Annotated in this window: 20 protein-coding genes; 3 read left to right on the top strand and 17 right to left on the bottom strand. The window is 66.4% G+C overall.

Annotated elements, in window-relative coordinates:
* Window positions 1-30: 30 nt before the first annotated feature.
* The 3 genes from ACTJJM_RS10200 to ACTJJM_RS10190 all read right to left on the bottom strand — a co-directional run bounded on the left by ACTJJM_RS10200 (window position 31) and on the right by ACTJJM_RS10190 (window position 2,340).
* Window positions 31-1,254 carry an efflux RND transporter periplasmic adaptor subunit gene (locus ACTJJM_RS10200; RefSeq protein WP_010484405.1) on the bottom strand — a complete coding sequence of 408 codons (1,224 nt, stop codon included), beginning with the start codon at window positions 1,252-1,254 and terminating at the stop codon, window positions 31-33.
* Window positions 1,255-1,345: 91 nt separating this feature from the next.
* On the bottom strand, window positions 1,346-2,116 hold the full coding sequence (locus ACTJJM_RS10195) for an SDR family NAD(P)-dependent oxidoreductase (protein ID WP_019338346.1): 771 nt from the start codon (window positions 2,114-2,116) through the stop codon (window positions 1,346-1,348).
* The gene (locus tag ACTJJM_RS10190; RefSeq protein WP_010484401.1) at window positions 2,113-2,340 is read right to left on the bottom strand and encodes a hypothetical protein; all 228 of its coding nucleotides are present in this window, start codon (window positions 2,338-2,340) and stop codon (window positions 2,113-2,115) included. Before ACTJJM_RS10190 ends, ACTJJM_RS10195 begins: the two co-directional genes overlap by 4 nt.
* 147 nt (window positions 2,341-2,487) lie before the next feature.
* Between ACTJJM_RS10190 and ACTJJM_RS10185 the strand changes: the two genes are divergently transcribed.
* Window positions 2,488-3,519, top strand: coding sequence for a LysR family transcriptional regulator (locus ACTJJM_RS10185; RefSeq protein WP_005409107.1), 1,032 nt, complete (start codon window positions 2,488-2,490; stop codon window positions 3,517-3,519).
* Window positions 3,520-3,848: 329 nt separating this feature from the next.
* Here ACTJJM_RS10185 and ACTJJM_RS10180 read toward each other — a convergent pair whose 3' ends face one another.
* The 6 genes from ACTJJM_RS10180 to ACTJJM_RS10155 form a co-directional block, all read right to left on the bottom strand.
* The gene (locus tag ACTJJM_RS10180; RefSeq protein WP_010484399.1) at window positions 3,849-4,544 is read right to left on the bottom strand and encodes an OmpA family lipoprotein; all 696 of its coding nucleotides are present in this window, start codon (window positions 4,542-4,544) and stop codon (window positions 3,849-3,851) included.
* 139 nt (window positions 4,545-4,683) lie between these two features.
* Window positions 4,684-6,099: a cryptochrome/photolyase family protein gene (locus ACTJJM_RS10175; RefSeq protein WP_241888372.1), complete on the bottom strand. Its 1,416-nt coding sequence runs from the start codon at window positions 6,097-6,099 to the stop codon at window positions 4,684-4,686.
* Window positions 6,100-6,188: 89 nt separating this feature from the next.
* Entirely contained in the window at window positions 6,189-6,803 is a 615-nt protein-coding gene (locus tag ACTJJM_RS10170) for an inorganic diphosphatase (RefSeq protein ID WP_043399251.1), read from the bottom strand.
* 10 nt (window positions 6,804-6,813) lie between these two features.
* Entirely contained in the window at window positions 6,814-8,181 is a 1,368-nt protein-coding gene (locus ACTJJM_RS10165; RefSeq protein WP_425507537.1) for a metallophosphoesterase, read from the bottom strand.
* Window positions 8,178-9,293 (bottom strand): phytase, encoded by a 1,116-nt coding sequence (locus tag ACTJJM_RS10160; RefSeq protein ID WP_440865446.1) that lies wholly within the window; start codon window positions 9,291-9,293, stop codon window positions 8,178-8,180. The genes ACTJJM_RS10165 and ACTJJM_RS10160 overlap by 4 nt, the downstream gene beginning before the upstream one ends.
* Window positions 9,293-11,806 (bottom strand): TonB-dependent receptor, encoded by a 2,514-nt coding sequence (locus ACTJJM_RS10155; RefSeq protein WP_277883845.1) that lies wholly within the window; start codon window positions 11,804-11,806, stop codon window positions 9,293-9,295. The genes ACTJJM_RS10160 and ACTJJM_RS10155 overlap by 1 nt, the downstream gene beginning before the upstream one ends.
* A 215-nt stretch (window positions 11,807-12,021) precedes the next feature.
* Here ACTJJM_RS10155 and upp point away from each other — a divergent pair, with 215 nt between their 5' ends.
* Entirely contained in the window at window positions 12,022-12,654 is a 633-nt protein-coding gene (upp, locus tag ACTJJM_RS10150; RefSeq protein ID WP_004153184.1) for a uracil phosphoribosyltransferase, read from the top strand.
* Window positions 12,655-12,713: 59 nt separating this feature from the next.
* Here upp and ACTJJM_RS10145 read toward each other — a convergent pair whose 3' ends face one another.
* Window positions 12,714-13,193 (bottom strand): SRPBCC family protein, encoded by a 480-nt coding sequence (locus ACTJJM_RS10145; protein WP_019338340.1) that lies wholly within the window; start codon window positions 13,191-13,193, stop codon window positions 12,714-12,716.
* On the bottom strand, window positions 13,165-13,599 hold the full coding sequence (locus ACTJJM_RS10140) for an ArsR/SmtB family transcription factor (protein ID WP_231298841.1): 435 nt from the start codon (window positions 13,597-13,599) through the stop codon (window positions 13,165-13,167). The genes ACTJJM_RS10145 and ACTJJM_RS10140 overlap by 29 nt, the downstream gene beginning before the upstream one ends.
* A gap of 57 nt (window positions 13,600-13,656) precedes the next feature.
* Between ACTJJM_RS10140 and ACTJJM_RS10135 the strand changes: the two genes are divergently transcribed.
* On the top strand, window positions 13,657-13,950 hold the full coding sequence (locus tag ACTJJM_RS10135) for a PsiF family protein (protein ID WP_019338338.1): 294 nt from the start codon (window positions 13,657-13,659) through the stop codon (window positions 13,948-13,950).
* An 84-nt stretch (window positions 13,951-14,034) separates the two neighbouring features.
* Here ACTJJM_RS10135 and ACTJJM_RS10130 read toward each other — a convergent pair whose 3' ends face one another.
* From ACTJJM_RS10130 to rsmD, 6 genes are all read right to left on the bottom strand, one after another.
* On the bottom strand, window positions 14,035-14,922 hold the full coding sequence (locus tag ACTJJM_RS10130; RefSeq protein ID WP_019338337.1) for an MBL fold metallo-hydrolase: 888 nt from the start codon (window positions 14,920-14,922) through the stop codon (window positions 14,035-14,037).
* Between the two features lie 120 nt (window positions 14,923-15,042).
* Entirely contained in the window at window positions 15,043-16,773 is a 1,731-nt protein-coding gene (gene ggt / locus ACTJJM_RS10125; RefSeq protein ID WP_043399239.1) for a gamma-glutamyltransferase, read from the bottom strand.
* On the bottom strand, window positions 16,770-17,051 hold the full coding sequence (locus ACTJJM_RS10120; protein WP_010484376.1) for a YfhL family 4Fe-4S dicluster ferredoxin: 282 nt from the start codon (window positions 17,049-17,051) through the stop codon (window positions 16,770-16,772). Before ACTJJM_RS10120 ends, ggt begins: the two co-directional genes overlap by 4 nt.
* Window positions 17,052-17,183: 132 nt before the next feature.
* On the bottom strand, window positions 17,184-17,675 hold the full coding sequence (locus tag ACTJJM_RS10115) for a hypothetical protein (protein ID WP_010484374.1): 492 nt from the start codon (window positions 17,673-17,675) through the stop codon (window positions 17,184-17,186).
* Between the two features lie 60 nt (window positions 17,676-17,735).
* The gene (gene coaD / locus ACTJJM_RS10110; protein WP_010484372.1) at window positions 17,736-18,245 is read right to left on the bottom strand and encodes a pantetheine-phosphate adenylyltransferase; all 510 of its coding nucleotides are present in this window, start codon (window positions 18,243-18,245) and stop codon (window positions 17,736-17,738) included.
* A 26-nt stretch (window positions 18,246-18,271) separates the two neighbouring features.
* Window positions 18,272-18,850, bottom strand: a complete 579-nt coding sequence (gene rsmD / locus ACTJJM_RS10105; RefSeq protein ID WP_126560952.1) for a 16S rRNA (guanine(966)-N(2))-methyltransferase RsmD — start codon at window positions 18,848-18,850, stop codon at window positions 18,272-18,274.
* Window positions 18,851-19,091 lie beyond the last annotated feature (241 nt).

Here is a 19,091-nt window from a genome sequence, read left to right as displayed (position 1 = left end):
AAGCGGGGACGCGGATCAGGAGCGGGCGGATCAGTGGTTCAGCGCAGCGGTGGCATCACGGCCCGGTGCCGGCGCAGCCTGCGGCTGCATCGCCACCGCCTTGGCCTGCACCGGCATGCCCGGCATGAAGACCTTCTGCACGCCGTCGATGATCACCTTGTCGCCCGCGGCCAGGCCGTGTTCGACAATGCGCAGGCCATCAGCGGTGCGACCGAGCTGGATGTCGCGGCGCTGGGCCTTGCCATCCTTGTCGACCACGTACACATACTTGCGGTCCTGGTCGGTCAGCACGGCCTTGTCGTCGATCAGCAGGGCCTGGAACTGGCCGCTGCCGAGCAGCTGCACGCGGGCGAACAGGCCCGGCGTGAACTGGCGGTCGGCGTTGTCCAGCAGTGCGCGGACGCGGATGGTGCCGGTGCTGCGCGCCACCTGGTTGTCGAGGAAATCGACCTTGCCCGAGTGCGGATAGCCCTCTTCCCCGGACAGGCCGACCTTCACCGGCAGCTCGCTGTCCCGCTCGCTCGGGCGCTCGCCCTTGCGCGCCATCTGGGCGTAGCGCAGGAAAGTGCTCTCATCGGCATCGAAGTAGACGAACACCGTGTCCAGCGAGACCAGCGTGGTCAGCACGCTGGCGCTGTCGCCGGCGGTGACCAGATTGCCAGCGGTGACCATCGCGCGGCCGGCACGGCCGTCGATCGGTGCCCGCACCTTGGTGAACTCCAGGTTGAGCCGGGCCGCGTCCAGCGCCGCCTGCGCGGCCTGCACCGCAGCACCGGACTGGTCGGCCGCCGCACGACGCTGTTCGGCGGTCTCGGTGGAGATCGCCTGCTGCTCGGACAGGCGCTTGGCACGCTCGGACTCGCTGCGGGCCAGCGTAGCCTGGGTGCGGGCACGGGCCAGTTCTGCGGCAGCGCGATCGTACTCGGCCTGGTAGCTGCGCGCGTCGATGGTGAAGAGCACTTCGCCCTTCTTCACTTCCTGGCCTTCGACGTAGTTGACCTTGTCGATGTAGCCGGACACGCGCGGACGCAGTTCAACGCTCTGTACCGCTTCGACGCGGCCGCTGAATTCGTCCCACTGGCTGACCTGCTTGACCAGCACCGGCGCTGCGCTGACCTGCGGCGGAGGCGGTGCACCGGCTTCTTCGGCATGGCCGCCGCTGCAGGCCGCCAGCACGGCCGCGGCGAGGATCGACACGCCGACCATCGCGATGCGATGGCCGAAACGATGTGGGGTGGTATTGGGGGAAGTCATGGCATGCATCCGTACGGAGGGGTGGTACAGCTAGATGAGAACGTGTTGCAAAAATCGGCGCCGCATACTGCGACCTCAACCATGGTCGAGGTCAAGCGACGCCTGCGGTATCGCGCCACAAAGGGGGAACTTCCAAGTGCAGCAGGCCACGCGGCAGCTCGGCATCGCTGCTGTCACAGCGGACGATGGCGCGGTTGTCGCGGCAACCATCCAGCAGCGAGACCACGCGACGGCCGACCAGCAGCGAGCTGGGCCACTCGATGCAGGCATTGGCCGCGTTGGCCGGGGTACAGACGGGGCTGCAGACTTCCAGCATCTGCGCGCGCACGCCCAGCGCCTGCGCTTCCTGGTGCACCACCTGCGCGTACATGCGCAGCGCAGCGGTGGTAATCGAGGTCTCGCCGTAGCCCGCCCACGGCTTGGCGTTGGCCGGGCTGCCGATCATCACGTAGCGTCGTGCGTGCACGTTGTCCTGCAGCAGCGGCAGCAGGTGACGCACCGCGTGCACGTGCGGCATTAGGTCGGCCTGCATCGCGCCCAACAGTTCATCGCCGTTGCGGTCGGTCACCCGGCCGCGACGATAAGGACCACCCATTGCGGCGATCACGGCGGCCAGCGGACGCGGGCGATGCGCGATGCGTTCGGCCAGTGCGCGCGCCGAGCCGTCATCGCTGAGCGAACCCAGCAGCGTCTCCAGGCCCGGCTCGTCGGCGAACTGCTCATGCAGCGCCGCCAGTCGGCCCGGATCGCGACCGACCACCAGCACCGGGCTGCCGGCTTCCAGCAATGCGCCAACCACGCCCTGGCCGACGGCACCGGTGCCGCCGAGGACCAGGACTTCGGGCGTCAGCATCCCATTCACGGGACATTTCCTCCCAAATCCGGGATAGTCCCGATTCGACGCAGCCGGTCGCCCTTGTGCGGGACCAGGCGGATGGCACCGCCACGCTGCTGACGCATGGGCGCGGTAAACTCACGAAAGTCCTTGTGTACCAAGGAACTCGGGCGGACTTCAACGGTCATTGCCAGGTCCAGGCTGCTCTGGCCGGCGTTCCGGAGACGGGCAAGAATGTTGCGCAGGCTCATGGCGGACGGTCTCCAATTAACGAATGGCGCCACGATAGACCTCAAACCTTTACTTGATTAGTCCTGATTAAGGGGAATAATCATCCCGCTCCCGGTCCAATCGTTCTGTCACGATTGTCCCATCCCCGACGTCCAGGATCCCAGACCATGTCCCACGATCTCAACGAGACGCTGATCTTCGTCAAAGTGGTCGAGCAAGGCAGCTTCATTGCCGCTGCCAAATCGCTCGGCCTGCCCAAGACCACGGTCAGCCGCAAGGTGCAGGAACTGGAGACGCGCCTGGGTGCGCGCCTGCTGCACCGGACCACGCGCCGCCTCGGCCTGACCGAAGCCGGTTCGATCTATCACGAACATTGCCAACGCATCGCACGCGAGCTTGAAGAAGCCGAGAGCGCAGTGAGCCAGTTGCAGTCCGGGCCGCGTGGCTGGCTGCGCTTCACTGTGCCTTACTCGATCGGCATCACCTGGATTGCGCCGCTGCTGGGCCAGTTCCATGCCCAGTATCCAGAGATCCGCCTGGACATGCATATGGGCAACGAGAAGCTGGACCTGATTGCCGGCGAAGCCGATCTGGCGCTGCGCGTGGGTGCCTTGCCCGATTCCAATCTGGTCGCGCGCAAGCTCGGCAGCCTGCGCACGCAGGTGTTCGCCAGCCCAGCCTACATCGAACGTTATGGCGAGCCGCTGCATCCGGAAGAACTGCAGTTCCATCGCATCCTGGCGATGCGCAAGCCGTACCACACCGGCAACTCGCCGCGCTTCACCTGGCAGCTGGGCGAGAACGGCGGCGAGCTGCGCGACTTCCCTGTTACCCCGCTGATGACCGCAAACGACATGTCTGCGCTCAATGGTGCGCTGGTGTGCGGCGAAGGCCTGCTGCTGACCGGCGACGTGATGGCCAAGCCGTTCGTTGAATCGGGCATGGTGCGCCGCGTGCTGGCCGGCTGGACCGGCCCGGAAGTGGACTTCAACGCCGTGTTCGCCGGTGGCCGCCTGGTCTCGCCGAAGGTGCGTGCGTTCGTCGACTTCCTGGTCGAGAAGCTCAACTTCGACGCCAACTACATGCTGGCGCAATGCCCGGGCGCGAAGCTGGCACAGCAGCAGAAAGAAAAGGAAGACGCTGCGCTGGAAAGCAGCGGCAAGCGGATCCTGGAGAAGGTGGCCGCCTCGGCGGCATGACCGAGGGTATCCACGCATGGCGTGGATCTACCCGAGCGCGCGATGCCGCTTTCTGTAGCGTCGAAGGTAGCGGCAGGAGCCGCTACCAACGTCGCTTGCGACGGCCCGACGGGGCCGGTCAGGACGACCGGCATAGCCATGCTCGACTGCCTTCCGAACGGCGCCGACCAAAGTTGGCATCTACCAGAAGAGGTAGCCGAGCGTGGCTCGGCTCTACAGGCGCTATCGGCGTGCCGAGCAATGCTCGGCACCCACAAAAATGCCGCCTGCAAGGGCGGCATTTTCGTTCCGGCCGAAGGCCGGAACGGCTCAAGCAGTAACGCGTAGCGTTACTGCTTGAGCGGAATCACACGGATTTCGACACGGCGGTTCTTGGCGCGGCCGGCGTCGGTGCTGTTGTCGGCAATCGGGTACGACTTGCCGGCGCCCAGCGTTTCGATACGCACGCTCTGCACGCCCTGGCCGATCAGGTACTGCGCGACCGAGTCGGCACGTTCCTTCGACAGGCGGTTGTTGACCGCGTCGCTGCCGATGCTGTCGGTGTGGCCGACCACTTCGATCATGGTCTGGTTGTAGTCACGCAGAGTGCCTGCGACGCCGTTGAGCGAACCATAGAACTGCGGCTTCAGGGTCGACTTGCCGAAATCGAAGGTGATGCCGTCCGGCAGGTTCAGCATGATGTTGTCGCCTTGGCGCTGCACATCGATGCCGGTATTGGCGGTGCGCTCGCGCAGTGCGCGTTCCTGGCGATCCTGGTACTGGCCGACCGCGGCGCCGCTGAGCGCGCCGATACCAGCACCAATCAGGGCATGCTGGCGGCGCTCGGTGGCGCTGTCGCCGGTCAGCAGGCCGGCGGCCACGCCGATGGCGGTACCGATCAGGGCGTTGCGGCCGGTGCGGTTCTGCTGCTCGGTCGGGTTGCCGTACTGGTCACTCTGTACGTAGGAGCCGCCGGTGGCGCAGGCCGACAGGACGGCCGCACTCATCAGGGCCAATGCGACGTTGCGGGTGGTGTTGCGGATCATGAGGTTCTCCTTGGTTTCCGGTTGGCCGGCGGCCTGCGGGCGCAAAGAGAATAAACAGCCCGATGCGATGCCGGAATGATGATCGGGCACGCCGACAGGGCCGCGTTCAGCTAACTGACCGGATCACTCAACCCGCACTTTACCCCGCTCCTGACTGCCGGTAGGCAGCCAGCGCGGCATCGCGGCCAGCCGCCAGATCCACCAGCGGCGTACGCGGATAGCCCGGGGCATGCGCCGCCAGCAGCAGCGGATGCTGCCACGGCGCGAAGCGCGCCTTCACCGGCAGCGCCGCCAGTTCGGGCACCCAGCGGCTGATGTAGCGGGCCTGCGGGTCGAACTGCTCGGCCTGGGTGACCGGGTTGAACACGCGGAAGTACGGTGCGGCATCGGCGCCGGTCCCGGCCACCCATTGCCAGCCCATCGTGTTGTTGGCCAGGTCGGCATCGACCAGGGTGTCCCAGAACCAGCGCGCGCCGTGAAGCCAGTGCGCACGCAGGTGCTTGCACAGGTAGCTGGCAACGATCATCCGCACCCGGTTGTGCATGTAGCCGGTGTGCCACAGCTCGCGCAGGCCTGCGTCGACGATCGGCACGCCGGTGTTGCCGCGCTGCCAGTCGTGCAGCTGCGCGTCACTGGGCGTTGCCCATGGGAAGCGATCGAAACGGGGGTTGAGGTTGTCGGTGGGCGTCTTCGGGAAGTGATGCAGCAGGTGGTAGGCAAAGTCACGCCAGCCCAGCTGGCGCAGGTAGCCGTCGATGTCGGCGTCGGTGCCGGCACTACGCAGCCCTTCCAGCGCATGGGCAATCCGCCAGGGGGCGATTTCGCCGAAATGCAGGTGCGGTGACAGCCGCGAGGTACCGACACGGTCCGGCAGGTCCCGCTGCTCGCGATACCCGCGCAGGGCACCATCTTCAAAGACGGACAGTGCTTCCAGCGCACCGGCTTCACCCGGCTGCCAGTGTTCCCAGAAGCCGGTATCCCAGTCCAGCGTCGGTGCCAGCTGGAGATCATCCAGTGCGAGGCTGTCGACCGCGTGTGCCGCCAGTGCCTTCGGTGCGGCCTGCAGCGAAGGCAGGCGCCAATGACTGAGTACGTTGCGCCAGTACGGCGTGAACACCTTGTACGGCTGGCCCTGCTGGGTCGCGATGTCCCAGGGCTCGAAAAGCAGGCTGCCATTGCAGCTCTGCGCGTCGATGCCCTGCTCGCGCAGCATGCGCTTGATGGTGGCGTCGCGTGGCTGGGTGGCCGGTTCGTATTTGCGGTTCCAGTAGACCGCCCCGGCGCCGGTCTGCTCGATCAGCAACTGCAGGGCCGGCAGGCTGTCACCACTGCGCAGCACCAGCGAGGAACCCCGCGTGCGCAGGTCCGCATCCAGCGCGGCCAGTGAACGGTGGCGCCACGCATCGGAGGCGGCACCCGGCGCCCACCCGCCTTCTTCGTGCGGCGCATGGATGTAGACCGGCACCACGTCGTGACCGGCATCCAGCGCGGCCTGCAGGGCCGGATTGTCCTGCAGCCGCAGATCACGGCGGAACCATACCAACGCTACCGACACAGGCACTGCCTTCGTTGTGGAAGGCGCACATGATAGCCAGCGGTGGTGAAGGAGATGCGCGCGCCCGGCCATCCATGCATGGCGTGGGTCTACTGCTTGAATCGCTCCATCGCTTCACTGATCAGCCCGCGCGCCTCGGCGGCGTTGCCCCAACCGTTGAGCTGCACCGGGTTGCGCCCGGCCGGCAGGTCCTTGTAGACCCGGAAGAAGGCCTCGATGCGCTGCCGTTCGATCTCCGGCAGATCGGCCAGATCGCGGATGTTGGCGTAGCTCGGATCAACCTTGTCGGTGGGCACCCCGATGATCTTCTCGTCGTGCTCGCCGCCGTCGATCATCTTCAGGTAGCCGATCGGCCGGAAGCGCACGATCACGCCCGGATGCAGCGGTTCGCGGGTCAGCACCAGTGCATCCAGCGGATCGTTGTCACCGGCCAGGGTGCGCGGCATCGAACCGTAGTTGGCCGGATAGGCGACCGGCATCGACTGGAAGCGGTCCACATGGACCAGGCCGTCTTCCTTGATCTCGTACTTGGTGAAGCTGCCGGCCGGAATCTCCACCGCCAGATTCACCTCCTGCGGGGCCTGCTTCGGCTGCGCCGCCAGGAACGGATGCAGCACGCTATCGGCGGCGGTCACCGCCGTCGCGAGCAGGAGCAGGGCCCCGCCGATGGCAGCCATGGGGACAAGACGGCGTACGGTTTTCATCTGGATTTCCTCATTCCCAGCAGCGATCAGCGCGGCCCTTGGCAGTCTGCGCGCGCGGGCAGTCACGCGGCGTGATGCGGCCTTCGGTCAGCTCCGTGCGCTGCTTGCCACCCTTGGCATCACGGCGCAGTTCGAAGGCATCGTAGAGACGGCCAGTCACGGTGCGTGCTTCATAGCGCAGGTGCTGCGGATCGATGTTCAACACCTGGAACAGCTGGGTGTCTTCGGCCACCGGGTCCATCGTCCTGCGCGCTTCGTCGGAAAGGCGATACTGCTTCGGCCCCGCCACGGTGACCACATACTGCGGCGTCGCGGCCTGCCCTTCACCACGGCGACCATAGGTGTGATCGTGGCCCTGCAGCACCAGGTCGACGTTATGGCGGCGTACCACCGGCAGCAGCACGTCACGCAACGCGGCGTTCTCGCGTCCTTCGCGCGGCGAGTAGAACGGCTGGTGCAGCAGCACGATGGTCCACGGCTGCGGATTTCCGCCCAGTACCTTGTCCAGCCACTGTGCCTGTGCCTTGGCGGTGCCCAGGTCGAGTGCCGAAGTGCCATCGACCACGGCCACGCGCACGCCCTGCGCATCGAACCAGTAGCTGGTCTGCTGCGCGGCGCTGGCGCCATTGCCCGGCAGCGCAAACGTCACCGGCCAATGCTTGCCCAGCACGCGGCGTTCCTGCGGGGTGTCCTCGAACTCCTCGAAATACTCGTGGTTGCCGATGGCCGGGGCCACCAGGGTTTCCTGCGCCAGCCAGCTGGTCGCAGCAAACCACTCGCCCCACTCACTGTCATCCATGTTGTCGCCGCCGCTGACCAGGTCGCCGGCAAACAGGCTCATGCGCGCCTCGGGCGCGGCCTTCTGTGCGGCGCGCACAACGCGGCTGACATGGCTGACGTTCTTGTTCTGGGTGTCGCCGAAGTACAGCAGGGTCAGCGGCTGGTCGGCGGCGGCCAGCGTGCGCAGCTGGTTCCAGGCGCTCCAGCTGCCATTGCCCTGCACGCGATAGACGTACTGGGTATCCGGTTGCAGGCCGTCGATGTCGGCGCGGTGGTGGTGCGACAGCCCGTTCTCGGTCTGCAGCGCGCGTGTCGTGGCACGCACCTGCCGGATGCCCTCGATGGCCGGTGAATCACCGGCAATGGCAATCTCCAGCAGCGGCGCCTGCACGCTGCCGTCGGTACGCCAGGCCACGGCGAACCCGTGGCTGGGATCGACTGCAGGCGAAGCCACGATGCGGTCAGGCACCGTGGTTGCAGCGTAATGGCGGCTGCCCGCCGGAACCTGGGTGTTCGGTTCAGCCGCCGCGAACGACAGCGACGGCACGGCCAACAGCAGGCCCAACACCAGCGTGCGCATCACGCAACGCCGGCTCATGCGCCACACTCCAGCGGCAGCGCCAGCTGCTTGGCGATGCTTTCCCAGTCAAACGCCACCACGCCCTGGTCGTCGTGCACCGCGTACAGCGCACCGTGCGGGAAGCGTGCACTGGGTTGCTGCATCATCCAGATGCCATCGGTGTTGGCCACGGTATTGCCCTGGAACGCGCCGACGGGCTTCAGGGTATGGCGGTCGAACAGGTGGAACACGCTGCGCTGCTTGCCCTGCTCGGTGGTGATCCACCAGCCATCCTTGCCACAGGTGCGCAGGGTCACTCCTTCGGCCTGCGCCTTGAACACCTCTCGGCCGAAGGTGGTGCCGGTGAAGCGCCCGGCCAGGGTGTAGACCTTGAACTCGCTGGCGTAGCTCTCGTCCTCCTCGGCGATCAGCAGGCGGTCGTTCTCGGGGTCGCCCCAGATCGATTCGACCACGCGGAGCGCACCCGCCTCAGTGGTGTCACCGATGCTGGCGACGAGCTTTGCCTCGACCTTCGCACCGTCGCGGCTCACCTGGTACTGGCGCACGCGCTTGTCCAGCTCCGCCAGCGGCGGCAGGATGTCACGGCCCTGTGCATCCTCGCCGTTGTCCCAGGAGTCGGTGACGTAGACGCTGTAGCCATCGGCACGGCGGTCGACCCACAGCCCGTACGGCTTGCGCAGGTCGTCCGCAGCGAAGATCGCCAGCGGAGTGAAGCCCGGCAGGCCCAGCACCTGTACGCGGTGATTGTCGCGCTCCACGATCCAGAGCAGATCGTCGGTCACCGCGATGCCGTTTGGGCGGTCGAACTGCCCCGGTGCGGTGCCGCTGCTGCCTACGTCGCGCAGGTGCTGGCCTGTGCTGCCGTCGTAGACCACCAGCTTGTCGGTGGCCTTGGCAGTGGCGATCAGCCACAGCGTTCCGTCAGGTGCACGCCAGGCGGCCGGCGAATCAATGTTGTCCGCTGGCGTCATCGGCGAAAGAAACGCCTCGGCGATGGTAACGACCGTACGCTCGGTGGCGGCCTTCGCCGTGGTCGTGGCCGCGGCCGGATCGATGCCGGTGGCCGGCGTGCAGCCCGCCAGCAGGGCAGCCGCCAGCGCCGCGGCCATGACGGTGATGCGACGCCCCATCACAGTGCCACCTTCAGGCCCAGCGCGTAGGTACGGCCATACTCTTCCATCTGCAGGGTGCGCGAGCGCGTGCCCTGGTACAGCTCAAGCGGCTTGTCCAGCAGGTTCTGTGCTTCGAGGTACATGCTCACGCGCGGGGTGAACTTGTAGTCCAGCGAGAAGTCGAGCTGGGTGTTCGGCGCGACGTAGATGTCGAAGGCGCGGCCCTTGCCGATGCTGTCCAGGTACTCGCTGCGGTACACCGCCGCCAGCCGCGTACTCAGACCGTACTTCTCATAGCCGATGTGGGCACTGTAGACGTGCTTGGAGGCGCGCGGCAGGGTGAAGTCCTCGCCTGGGCGGTCCTTGATGCCGGCATCGAACTCGGTATCCAGCCACGTGCCACTGGCGCCGACCAGCAGGCCATCCAGGCCCTCCGGCAGGAAGGCCAGCTGCTGCTGCCAGTTGAACTCGGCACCGCGCACGGTGGCCTTGCGGCCGTTGATCGGCTGGGTCACGTCCAGGCCGCCGTAGGCCGGATCATTGGTGCGCACGGTCTCCACGATGTAACCATCGATCGACTTGTGGAACAGGCCCAGCGAGACGATGCCGCTGCTGCCGATGTACTTCTCTACCGACAGGTCGATGTTCTTCGACTCGTACGGGTCCAGTTCCGGATTGCCCAGGCGCACTTCCTCGTCACCGCGGCTGTAGCCCACGCGCGGTGAAATGTCACCGAACGAGGGGCGCGACACGGTCTTGTTGGCCGAGGCGCGCAGCACCCAGTCATCGGCCGCGTCATAGCGCAGGTGCAGGCCCGGCAGCACGTTGGTGTAGCTGCTGTTGGCCACGCGCGGGGTGACGGTGAAGCTGCGGCCGTTGGCGGCCACGTCCACCTGGTTGCCGACTGCCTTGAACTGGGTGTTTTCCACGCGAACACCGCCGATGATGCGCAGCGCGCCCACATCCCAGGTGCCCATCGCATAGCTGGCGAAGATGTCTTCACTGGCCACGTAGTCCTCTTCCAGCGAGGTCATCGCGTTGCCACCGACGTCCTGCGGACGGGCACTGTACTGGCCGCCATTGGCCGCCCAGAAGGCACGCATCGCGGCCGAATCCATGCCATCACCCAGGTTGCCGTGGCGGTGTTCGGGCGAGGAGGTGCTCCAGCTCGACAGCGCCACCTTCGGGCCGACACGCAGTTCGCGCTCATCCACATTGACGTCGCGGTCGCGCCAGCGGCCCAGCAGGCCGAATTTGATGCTGCTGCTGTCGCCGTCGAAGCGCACGTTGACCTGCGCGCTGTGCTCCTTGTCGTTCACCTGCTTGGGCGAAAGCACGAAGCGGTCGAACGCGTAGTTGCTGTTGTCCAGCCATTGCGGATTGTCGAAGCTGTAGCTGGGCAGGCGGCTGCTCTGGTCCAGGGTGCCGTTGAAGGCCTTGCCGTTGAGCTTGAAGCGCGCCTCCATCTCGTCATTCACGCGCTCTTCGGTACGGGTGTAGCCAACCCTGTAGTCGACCACGGCGTTGGTCAGCTTGTTCTCGCCACCCAGGCTGGCCGCGAAGGTGTTTTCCTTCTTGGTTCGGTAGCGCATGCGCTTGTCGATGGAATCCTTCGGCATGCCATCCAGGCGGTACTGGTCGGTGCCGGTCCTGACCATCTTGGCGTCGTCGAAGTTGAAGATCACACGCTGGCGGGTTTCGGCATCGTCGAACTGGCTGTACAGCGTGCGCAGGTAGTACTTGCTGTCTTCGTTCGGGCGCCAGTCGAGGTTGAGGTTGGCGCCGATGCGCTTGCGCTCGATCTCGTACTTGCGGTGCTGCAGGTTGATCGCGGTGACGTCGCCAGGTGCGGCGTCATCCTCGCCGTCATACTCCACTTCGGTGTTGTCCGACTCGAACTTCCGCTTCTGGTAGTTCACGCCCAGGGCCACGCCGAAGGTGTCGTTGAACACTTCGCTGTAGTTGAAGGCGGCCTTGGGGCTGGTCTCGCCGGACAACTGCTGGTGGCTGCCTTCGATCTTGCCACGCAGGCTGCGACCGTCGCGGTCGAAGGCCGAGGCCGATTCCACCAGCACGGCGCCGCCGATGGCATCACCGGGCATGTCCGGGGTCGGCGACTTGACCACGCGCAGGCGTTCGGTGGAGTCGGACGGGATCACGTCCAGCGGCGCGGCTCGGCTGGAATCCTCCGGCGTGCCCACGGCGATGCCATCCACGCTGACGCTGTTGAGATTGGCATCCAGGCCACGGATCACCACGAAGCGGCCCTCGCCCTGGTCGCGGGTGACGCTGATGCCCGGCAGCCGCTGCAGCGACTCGGCCACGTTCTTGTCCGGGTACTGGCCCAGCGCATCGGAGGACACCGCGTCTTCGATGGCGTCGCTGCTGCGCTTGAGGTCGACCGCGCGGATCTGCGATTCGAGCTGGGCGCGCACTTCGATGCGGTCCAGGTCGACCGCGTCCGACGCCACGGCGCCGGTGGCGGCTACCGCCTGCTGCCCGGCGGCATGCAGCGGTGCTGCGGCCCCCATTGCCAGGGTCAGCGTGATGGCAACGGCCAACGGAGTCTTGATATGCACTGGGAATCCCCATTCCTGTTAAGAATGGGTCTGCACGGTATGTCCGCAAGATTGCATGGCCGTGACATGCGCCTGCGCATTTCATGCTGGCCGTCTCCGGCCCCGGTTTGGGGTTGGCCGCCCAATCCGGCAAAATGGCGCCCTCTCTCCTTTTCCCCTTCCCGACCATGAAGATCGTCGAAGTGCGCCACCCGCTGGTGCAGCACAAGATCGGCCTGATGCGCAACGCTGCGCTCAGCACCAAGGATTTCCGCGAACTGGCCAACGAGCTGGGTACGCTGCTGGCCTATGAGGCCACCGCCGACCTGGAAACCGAGCCGCACACCCTGCCCGGCTGGGCCGGCCCGGTCACCGTGCAGCGCATTGCGGGCGCCAAGATCACCGTGGTGCCGATCCTGCGCGCCGGCCTGGGCATGCTCAGCGGCGTGCTGTCGCTGATCCCGGCCGCCCGCGTCAGCGTGGTGGGCCTGCAGCGCGATGAGGAAACCCTGCAGCCGGTGCCCTACTTCGAGCGCCTGACCGGCCGCCTGGAAGAGCGCGACGCGCTGATCCTGGACCCGATGCTGGCCACCGGCGGCACGCTGATCGCCACCATCGACATGCTCAAGCGTGCCGGCGCCCGCCGCATCAAGGGCATTTTCCTGGTGGCCGCGCCGGAAGGCATCGAGGCGGTCAAGGCCGTGCACCCGGACGTGGAGATCTACACCGCGGCCATCGACGCCCAGCTCAACGACAAGGGCTACATCCTGCCAGGCCTGGGCGATGCCGGTGACCGTATCTTCGGGACCCGCGTCGGCTGATCCGGCGAACCGGGGTCAGCGCCCTTTCACAGCGGAAGGGATCTGACCCCAAGCGCGGCCTACAGGCCGGCCGCGAAGGCTTCCAGCTGGCTGATGACCGTGTTCCAGCCGTCGAAGAAGCCCAGCTGCTCATGCTGGTCACGCAGGGCCTTGTCCGGGTGCATCACCCGCGCGGTATAGCGGCAGCCCTGCCCGTCATCCTCCATCGTGATGACGGCGGTGAAGCCCAGCCAGGGTGACTGCGGTCGCCAGCCTGCGCCCAGCATCGAGGTGAACACCAGGCGCTGCTGCGGCACGATCTCCAGGAAACTGCCCGGATTGTCGCTGCTGCCACCATCTGGGCCCTGCATGAAGGTGTGGAAGGCCCCGCCGGGGCGCAGGTCGAATGCGCGTACCTCGGTGGTCCACGGCTTCGGGCACCACCACTGGCGCAGCAGTTCCGGATCGGTCCAGGCCCGCCACAGGGCGGCACGCGGTGCATTCAACACACGGCTGATGACCAGGTCGGTGTCAGGGTTGTTGCCTGCGTCTACGGCCATGGGCCCGCTCCTGTCGGTGAAGGGTTTCAACGAAATCGACCATGCGGTCGGCGCGCGCTTCCCATACGGCACGTTGTTCGGCCAGCCACTGCTCGGCCTCGCCCAACCGCGCCGGCACCAGTTCGCAGGTGCGTACGCGCCCCCGCTTGTGGCTGCGCACCACGCCGCTGCGCTCCAGCACGGCCAGATGTTTCATCAGAGAAGGCAAAGCCATCTCGAAGGGCCCGGCCAGCATCGACACCGTGCGCGGCCCCTGCCCCAGCACAGCCACGATCGCGCACCGGGTCGGGTCGGCCAATGCCTGGAAGACGTCTTGAATGGCGGGATCATACTTACCCATATGGCTAAGTAATACGCCGATCTGAACGTTGCCGCAAGCAGGCGCGGCAATGGCGTGGTTCTTCACGTGGCCTTGCAGGCTGGAAGCGAATGCTCCGCGCACCCGCCCCCCTTGGAGCTCCCGATGAAAGCCTCTTTCCTGCTGGCCGCCGTCCTGCTGGTCGGCCTGCCCCTGGCTGCCAATGCCACCACTCCGCAGCAGCAGCGCATGGCCGAATGCTCAGCCAAGAACAAGGGCTTGAAGGGGGATGCCTACAAGACTGCACAGAGCTCCTGCCTCAGCGGCCATGCCGCCGAGACCAAGGCCGCGACAACGCCGCAGGAACGCATGCGCAAATGCAACGCCGATGCCGGCACGAAAAAATTGACCGGTGATGCGCGCAAGACCTTCATGAGCAGTTGCCTGAAGGCATCGTAACGGTCGCATCCGGATGAAACGCCATCCACGCATGGCGTGGACCTGCCGCCATCAGTGAAGGCCGGGCGTTGCCCGGCCTTTCCATTACCCCAGGGCGCGTGCCTTCAGCTCGCCCTGTTCGTGCAGGGTCACGAAACGCCCCTTGTCATCCCTGCCCAGCTGCGCCAACGCCACCTGCGGGTCGTGGGTGAAGAACAGCCGCACGTTGCGCGCCAGCTTGTCTTCAAGGAACTGCCGCTTCTCGTCGATCAGCAGCTCGGCATTGCGGTCGTAGCCCATGGTGATCGGCACGTGTACCCATGAGCGCCCCGGGATCAGGTCGGCACAGAACACCACGCCACCGTGCGCACTTTCGCCGGCATGCGCGTGACCGACGATCTCGGCCAGCATCAGCCCCGGCGTGTGCCCGTCGCTGTAGCTGAAGCGTACGCTGCGACCGAGCGCCTTCGAGTACTCCCCGTCCACCACTTCCAGCCGGCCACTGGCCTGCAGCAGGCCCGGCAGTTCCGGAATGAAGCTGGCGCGGTCGCGTGGGTGTGGCTGCACGGCGCGCTGCCAATGCTGCGCGCCGACCACATAGGTTGCGTTGGGGAACAGCAGCTCGGGCTCACGCCCTTCGCTCCACGCCGCCAGCAGGCCGCCGGCATGATCGAAGTGCAGGTGGCTGAGCACCACCACGTCGATATCCTCGTGCTCGAAGCCGGCTTCGCGGAGCGAATCGATCAGCACATGCTGGCTTTCCTGCACGCCGTAGCGCTCGCGCATGCGCGGGTCGAAGAACGCGCCGATACCGGTTTCAAACAGCACGGTTTTGCCTTCCAGCGGGCTGGCAAGCAGCGCACGGCAGGCCAGCTCGATGCGATTGAGCTCGTCCGGTGCCGCCCATTTTTCCCACAACGCGCGCGGCGCGTTGCCGAACATCGCGCCGCCATCGAGGCGCTGCGAGTTTCCACGAATTGACCAGAGTTTCATGTGTCGATTATCGGCGCCGGCTCGTTAAATAATCGCTAGAAGGGAAACAGAAAACCCCGCCGGCAAAGGCGGGGTTTCGATAATCAGCCGGATTGCCGGCCAGCAGCCGGCACGACCGGATCAGCGCGCCGGGACGACCTGGGCACTGCCCACCGGATTGCGCGGGTCGCTGCCGCCGAACAGCTTGTTCGCCTTGCGGTCCCATTCCACGGTCTGCAGGTTGCCCCACACATGGCTGGACCCGCGGCCGCCTGCGGCCACATTGCCCGGCAGGTCGATCTTGTGACCCATCGCCTGCAGCTGCTTCACCGTCGCCGCGTCGAACGCATCGTCCTCGGCTTCGATCAGGTCCGGCAGCCACTGGTGGTGGTAGCGCGGCAGCGCGGCAACCTGCTGCGCATCCAGGCCGTCGTCGTAGCCGAGGATGCCCAGCAGCACCATGGTGATGATGCGGCTGCCACCCGGGGTGCCCAGCACCACCACCTTGTCGGCGTTCTCCATGAAGGTCGGGGTCATCGAGCTGAGCATGCGCTTGCCCGGCTTCGGCGCATTGGCCTCGTAGCCCATCACGCCGAACGCATTGGGCGTGCCCGGCTTCAGCGCGAAGTCGTCCATCTCGTTGTTCAGCAGCACGCCGGTGCCCTTGGGAATCAACCCCGAGCCGTACAGCAGGTTGACGGTCTGGGTGGCGCCGACGCGGTTGCCGTCGCGGTCGATGATCGAGAAATGCGTGGTCTCGTCGTCTTCCAGCGGGGTCGGATTGCCCGACAGCAGGTCGCTGGGCGTGGCCTTCTCCGGATGGATGGTAGCGCGCAGGCCCTGTGCGTAGTCCTTGCTGGTCAGCACCTTCTGCGGGATCTGCACGAAGTCCGGATCGCCGAGGAAGAAGGTGCGGTCGCGGTACGCGCGGCGCATCGACTCCACCACCAGGTGGGTACGGTGCGCCGGGTCCATCTTCCTGATGTCCCAGCCTTCCAGGATCTGCAGCATGCTGGCCAGTGCGATGCCACCGGACGACGGCGGCGGCGCGGTGGTGATCTTCCAGCCGTTGTAGTTGAACACGATCGGCTCGCGCTGCTTCACGCGGTAGCCGGCCAGCTCTTCAGCGCTCCACTTGCCGCCAGCCTGCTTCACGCCGGCCAGCAACAGCTTTCCGGTCTGGCCCTTGTAGAACCCATCGAAGCCACCCGCGGCCAGGCGCTCCAGCGTCTGTGCCAGCTCCGGCTGCTTGAACAGGTCACCGGTGGCGATCGGCTTGCCGTTGCGCAGGTAGACCTCGCGCGTGCCGGGATAGCGCTCCATCACTTCTCGGCGCGACGCATAGCCCTTGGCCATGCGGTCGTACACCGGGAAGCCTTCACGCGCGATGCGGATCGCCGGCTGCAGCGAAGCCGACAACGGCAGCTTGCCGTGCTTGGCCGACAGCTCGACCAACGCTGCAGGCAGGCCGGGAATACCCGCCGACCAGGCACCGTTGACCGAACGATCACGGTCCAGGTTGCCCTGCTTGTCGAGGAAGGCCTGCGGAGTTGCCGCGGCCGGTGCGGTCTCGCGTGCATCCAGCATCACATCCTTGCCGGTGGCCGCGTCGTGCAGCAGGAAGAAGCCGCCGCCGCCCAGCCCGGAACTGATCGGCTCGACCACCGCCAGCGTGGATGACACCGCGACCGCGGCATCGAAGGCGTTGCCGCCCTGCGCCAGGATATCGATACCTGCCTGGGTGGCCAGCGCGTGGCCGCTGGCAATGGCTGCGCCATCGGGGCGCTCGGCACGGGCCGGGCTGTCGGCCCAGGCCATCGGGCTCAGCAGCAGGCCGAGCAGCAACAGGGGGCGGACGATCAACGTCTTCATTCGGATGGGGGCTCCGCGTAGAGTTCGGGGTGATCGTGCTGCAGCTGGCGCAGTTTGGCCAGCAGCTGGTCTTCCGTTTCCACGATCTCCGGGTCCGGGTCGATGCACTCGACCGGGCAGACGACCACGCACTGTGGCTCGTCGAAATGACCGACGCATTCGGTACAGCGCGCAGGGTCGATCACGTAGATGGTTTCACCCATCGAAATGGCCTGGTTCGGGCAGGCCGGCTCGCAGACGTCGCAGTTGACGCAGAGCTCGTTGATTTTCAGCGACATGGCGATACTCCTCGCCCGCGCCTTGGGACAAAGGACCGGCCAGCGCGGGCGCGCGGGCCGGTCAGGTCATCAGCGGCACCCTTGCGGGGTGCCGCCCGGGCCATGCCGGAGCATGGCCGCCATGGCTCGGTATTACTTGGCTTCGACGAAAATGTACTCGGCGCCGGTCGGCTGGACCGCCGCCTGCACGCGGGCGTTGTCGGCCGACTGGCCGATGAAGACGACGCGCACGCCCTTCATCGAATCCGGGGCCACGTCCTTGAACACAGCCTGGATCATGTCAGCCATCTTGCCCGAGGCCGACGAACCGAAGGCCAGCATGTTGCCCGGCTGCACGCCACGGGCCACGGCCTGGGTCGCGCTCTCGGTCTGGCGCTCGTACTTGGCCTGGAAGTCCGGGTCCGATTCCGGCGAGAGGTAGTACAGGAACGGGCTGTTGCTGATGTTGCCCATGTTCTGGATGGCCACTTCCTGCAGGTACTTCTTCCAGCCTGCATCGTCGTCCTTGGACGGCGCGACCAGGGCCTGCTTGGCCTCGTCGACCGGAGCGGCCTCTTCCTTCTTGCAGGCGGTGAAGGCCAGGGCCAACGAAGCGATCAGCATCGCGCGCATGGTGGTGTTCATGGGTTTCCTCCCGGAATGGTGCGTGGTGTTGTACGTAATGGGGTGCGGGTACAGCGGGGCTTACGACTGTGCGGCCTTCGCTTCGCGGACCTTGCGCAGGGCTTCGAGCACCGCGGCCGGCACGAAACCGGACACGTCGCCGCCCAGGCGCGCGATCTCGCGGACCAGCGAGGACGAAATGAAGCTGTGCTGCTCGGCCGGGGTCAGGAACAGGGTCTCGACCTCGGGGATCAGGTGACGGTTCATGCTGGCCATCTGGAACTCGTACTCGAAGTCGGACACCGCGCGCAGGCCGCGCAGCAGTACCCCACCCTGGACCGAACGTACGAAATGGGCCAGCAGGGTATCGAAACCGATCACCTCGACGTTGCTGTGGTGGCCGAGTGCGCCACGCGCCAGCTGCACGCGCTGCTCCAGCGGCAGCGCCGGGCCTTTGGACGGGCTCTGCGCCACGCCGACCACGACCTTTTCGAACAGCGGCGCGGCCCGGCTCACCAGGTCGATATGACCGTTGGTGATGGGGTCGAACGTGCCGGGATAAACGGCGATGCGGCGGTTGGCCACGGTCATGGGCGGTTGCAGATGTTCAGATGAGGTCAAAGTGTAGCAGTGGCGCGGCGGTACAGGGCAAAGCGCACCTCGCGGGTGCCGCCCTCGCGGTGCAGCAGCCAGTCCGGCGGCAGCACCGGCGTGTGACCGGCCGGCGATTCCAGGTACAGCCAGGCATCGGCAGCCAGATGCCGCGGCAGCTGGGCCAGCACGTCCTGCCACAGGCCATCGGCGAACGGTGGGTCGATGAACACCAGATCGGCCTGCTGTGCCGGTGCGCCCTGCAGCCAGCGCAGGGCATCGGCCTGCACGACGGTGACCTGGTCGGAGGCCTGCAGCTTGGCCACGGCCGCGGTCAGATTGCGTCCCAGCTGCGCGTCGCGCTCGACCAGAGTGGCGTGGGCGGCGCCGCGCGAGACCGCCTCCAGGCCCAACGCGCCACTGCCGGCAAACAGGTCCAGCACCCGCGCGCCGCCCAGTCTGGGCATCAACCAGTTGAAAAGAGTCTCGCGCACGCGGTCGCTGCTGGGCCGAAGCCCCGGAAGGGTCGGCACCGGCAGGCGGGTGTTGCGCCAGCGCCCGCCGATGATGCGGACCTGGCCGTCATTGCCCCCACGGCCGCTCATCGGCGCCCCCGGCGGGGTTCATTCGAGAATTTCAGCATGAGCAGGATTGTAGTTCGGCCGGGCTTTGCCCGGCACCCGTTGAAGCCGCAGCAACGGCCGAAGCAACTTCAAAAGCTGGTTTCCTGGGGGTTGGCGGGGTGGGTCCGGTTGCGGGGGACGCTGCAAGTACGTCCATGTAGCTCGGTCGCCGCTTGCTCGTGTGCGCTGTCCTGCGCACACGGCAAGACCAGGGTTGGGCGTC

The sequence above is a fragment of the Stenotrophomonas sp. 22692 genome, assembly GCF_052045015.1.
GTDB classification, from domain to species: domain Bacteria; phylum Pseudomonadota; class Gammaproteobacteria; order Xanthomonadales; family Xanthomonadaceae; genus Stenotrophomonas; species Stenotrophomonas geniculata.
Note: the sequence above shows the minus strand (reverse complement) of the source record. Positions and strands in the feature narration are given on the sequence as shown.

Bases quoted from the DNA above. Each gene is read 5' to 3' on its own strand.
- ACTJJM_RS10200 (WP_010484405.1), bottom strand. From the start codon at position 1,254: ATGACTTCCCCCAATACCACCCCACATCGTTTCGGCCATCGCATCGCG.
- ACTJJM_RS10190 (WP_010484401.1), bottom strand. From the start codon at position 2,340: ATGAGCCTGCGCAACATTCTTGCCCGTCTCCGGAACGCCGGCCAGAGC.
- ACTJJM_RS10185 (WP_005409107.1), top strand. From the start codon at position 2,488: ATGTCCCACGATCTCAACGAGACGCTGATCTTCGTCAAAGTGGTCGAG.
- ACTJJM_RS10180 (WP_010484399.1), bottom strand. From the start codon at position 4,544: ATGATCCGCAACACCACCCGCAACGTCGCATTGGCCCTGATGAGTGCG.
- ACTJJM_RS10170 (WP_043399251.1), bottom strand. From the start codon at position 6,803: ATGAAAACCGTACGCCGTCTTGTCCCCATGGCTGCCATCGGCGGGGCC.
- ACTJJM_RS10165 (WP_425507537.1), bottom strand. From the start codon at position 8,181: ATGAGCCGGCGTTGCGTGATGCGCACGCTGGTGTTGGGCCTGCTGTTG.
- ACTJJM_RS10160 (WP_440865446.1), bottom strand. From the start codon at position 9,293: ATGGGGCGTCGCATCACCGTCATGGCCGCGGCGCTGGCGGCTGCCCTG.
- ACTJJM_RS10155 (WP_277883845.1), bottom strand. From the start codon at position 11,806: ATGGGGGCCGCAGCACCGCTGCATGCCGCCGGGCAGCAGGCGGTAGCC.
- upp (WP_004153184.1), top strand. From the start codon at position 12,022: ATGAAGATCGTCGAAGTGCGCCACCCGCTGGTGCAGCACAAGATCGGC.
- ACTJJM_RS10145 (WP_019338340.1), bottom strand. From the start codon at position 13,193: ATGGCCGTAGACGCAGGCAACAACCCTGACACCGACCTGGTCATCAGC.
- ACTJJM_RS10135 (WP_019338338.1), top strand. From the start codon at position 13,657: ATGAAAGCCTCTTTCCTGCTGGCCGCCGTCCTGCTGGTCGGCCTGCCC.
- ACTJJM_RS10130 (WP_019338337.1), bottom strand. From the start codon at position 14,922: ATGAAACTCTGGTCAATTCGTGGAAACTCGCAGCGCCTCGATGGCGGC.
- ggt (WP_043399239.1), bottom strand. From the start codon at position 16,773: ATGAAGACGTTGATCGTCCGCCCCCTGTTGCTGCTCGGCCTGCTGCTG.
- ACTJJM_RS10120 (WP_010484376.1), bottom strand. From the start codon at position 17,051: ATGTCGCTGAAAATCAACGAGCTCTGCGTCAACTGCGACGTCTGCGAG.
- ACTJJM_RS10115 (WP_010484374.1), bottom strand. From the start codon at position 17,675: ATGAACACCACCATGCGCGCGATGCTGATCGCTTCGTTGGCCCTGGCC.
- coaD (WP_010484372.1), bottom strand. From the start codon at position 18,245: ATGACCGTGGCCAACCGCCGCATCGCCGTTTATCCCGGCACGTTCGAC.
- rsmD (WP_126560952.1), bottom strand. From the start codon at position 18,850: ATGAGCGGCCGTGGGGGCAATGACGGCCAGGTCCGCATCATCGGCGGG.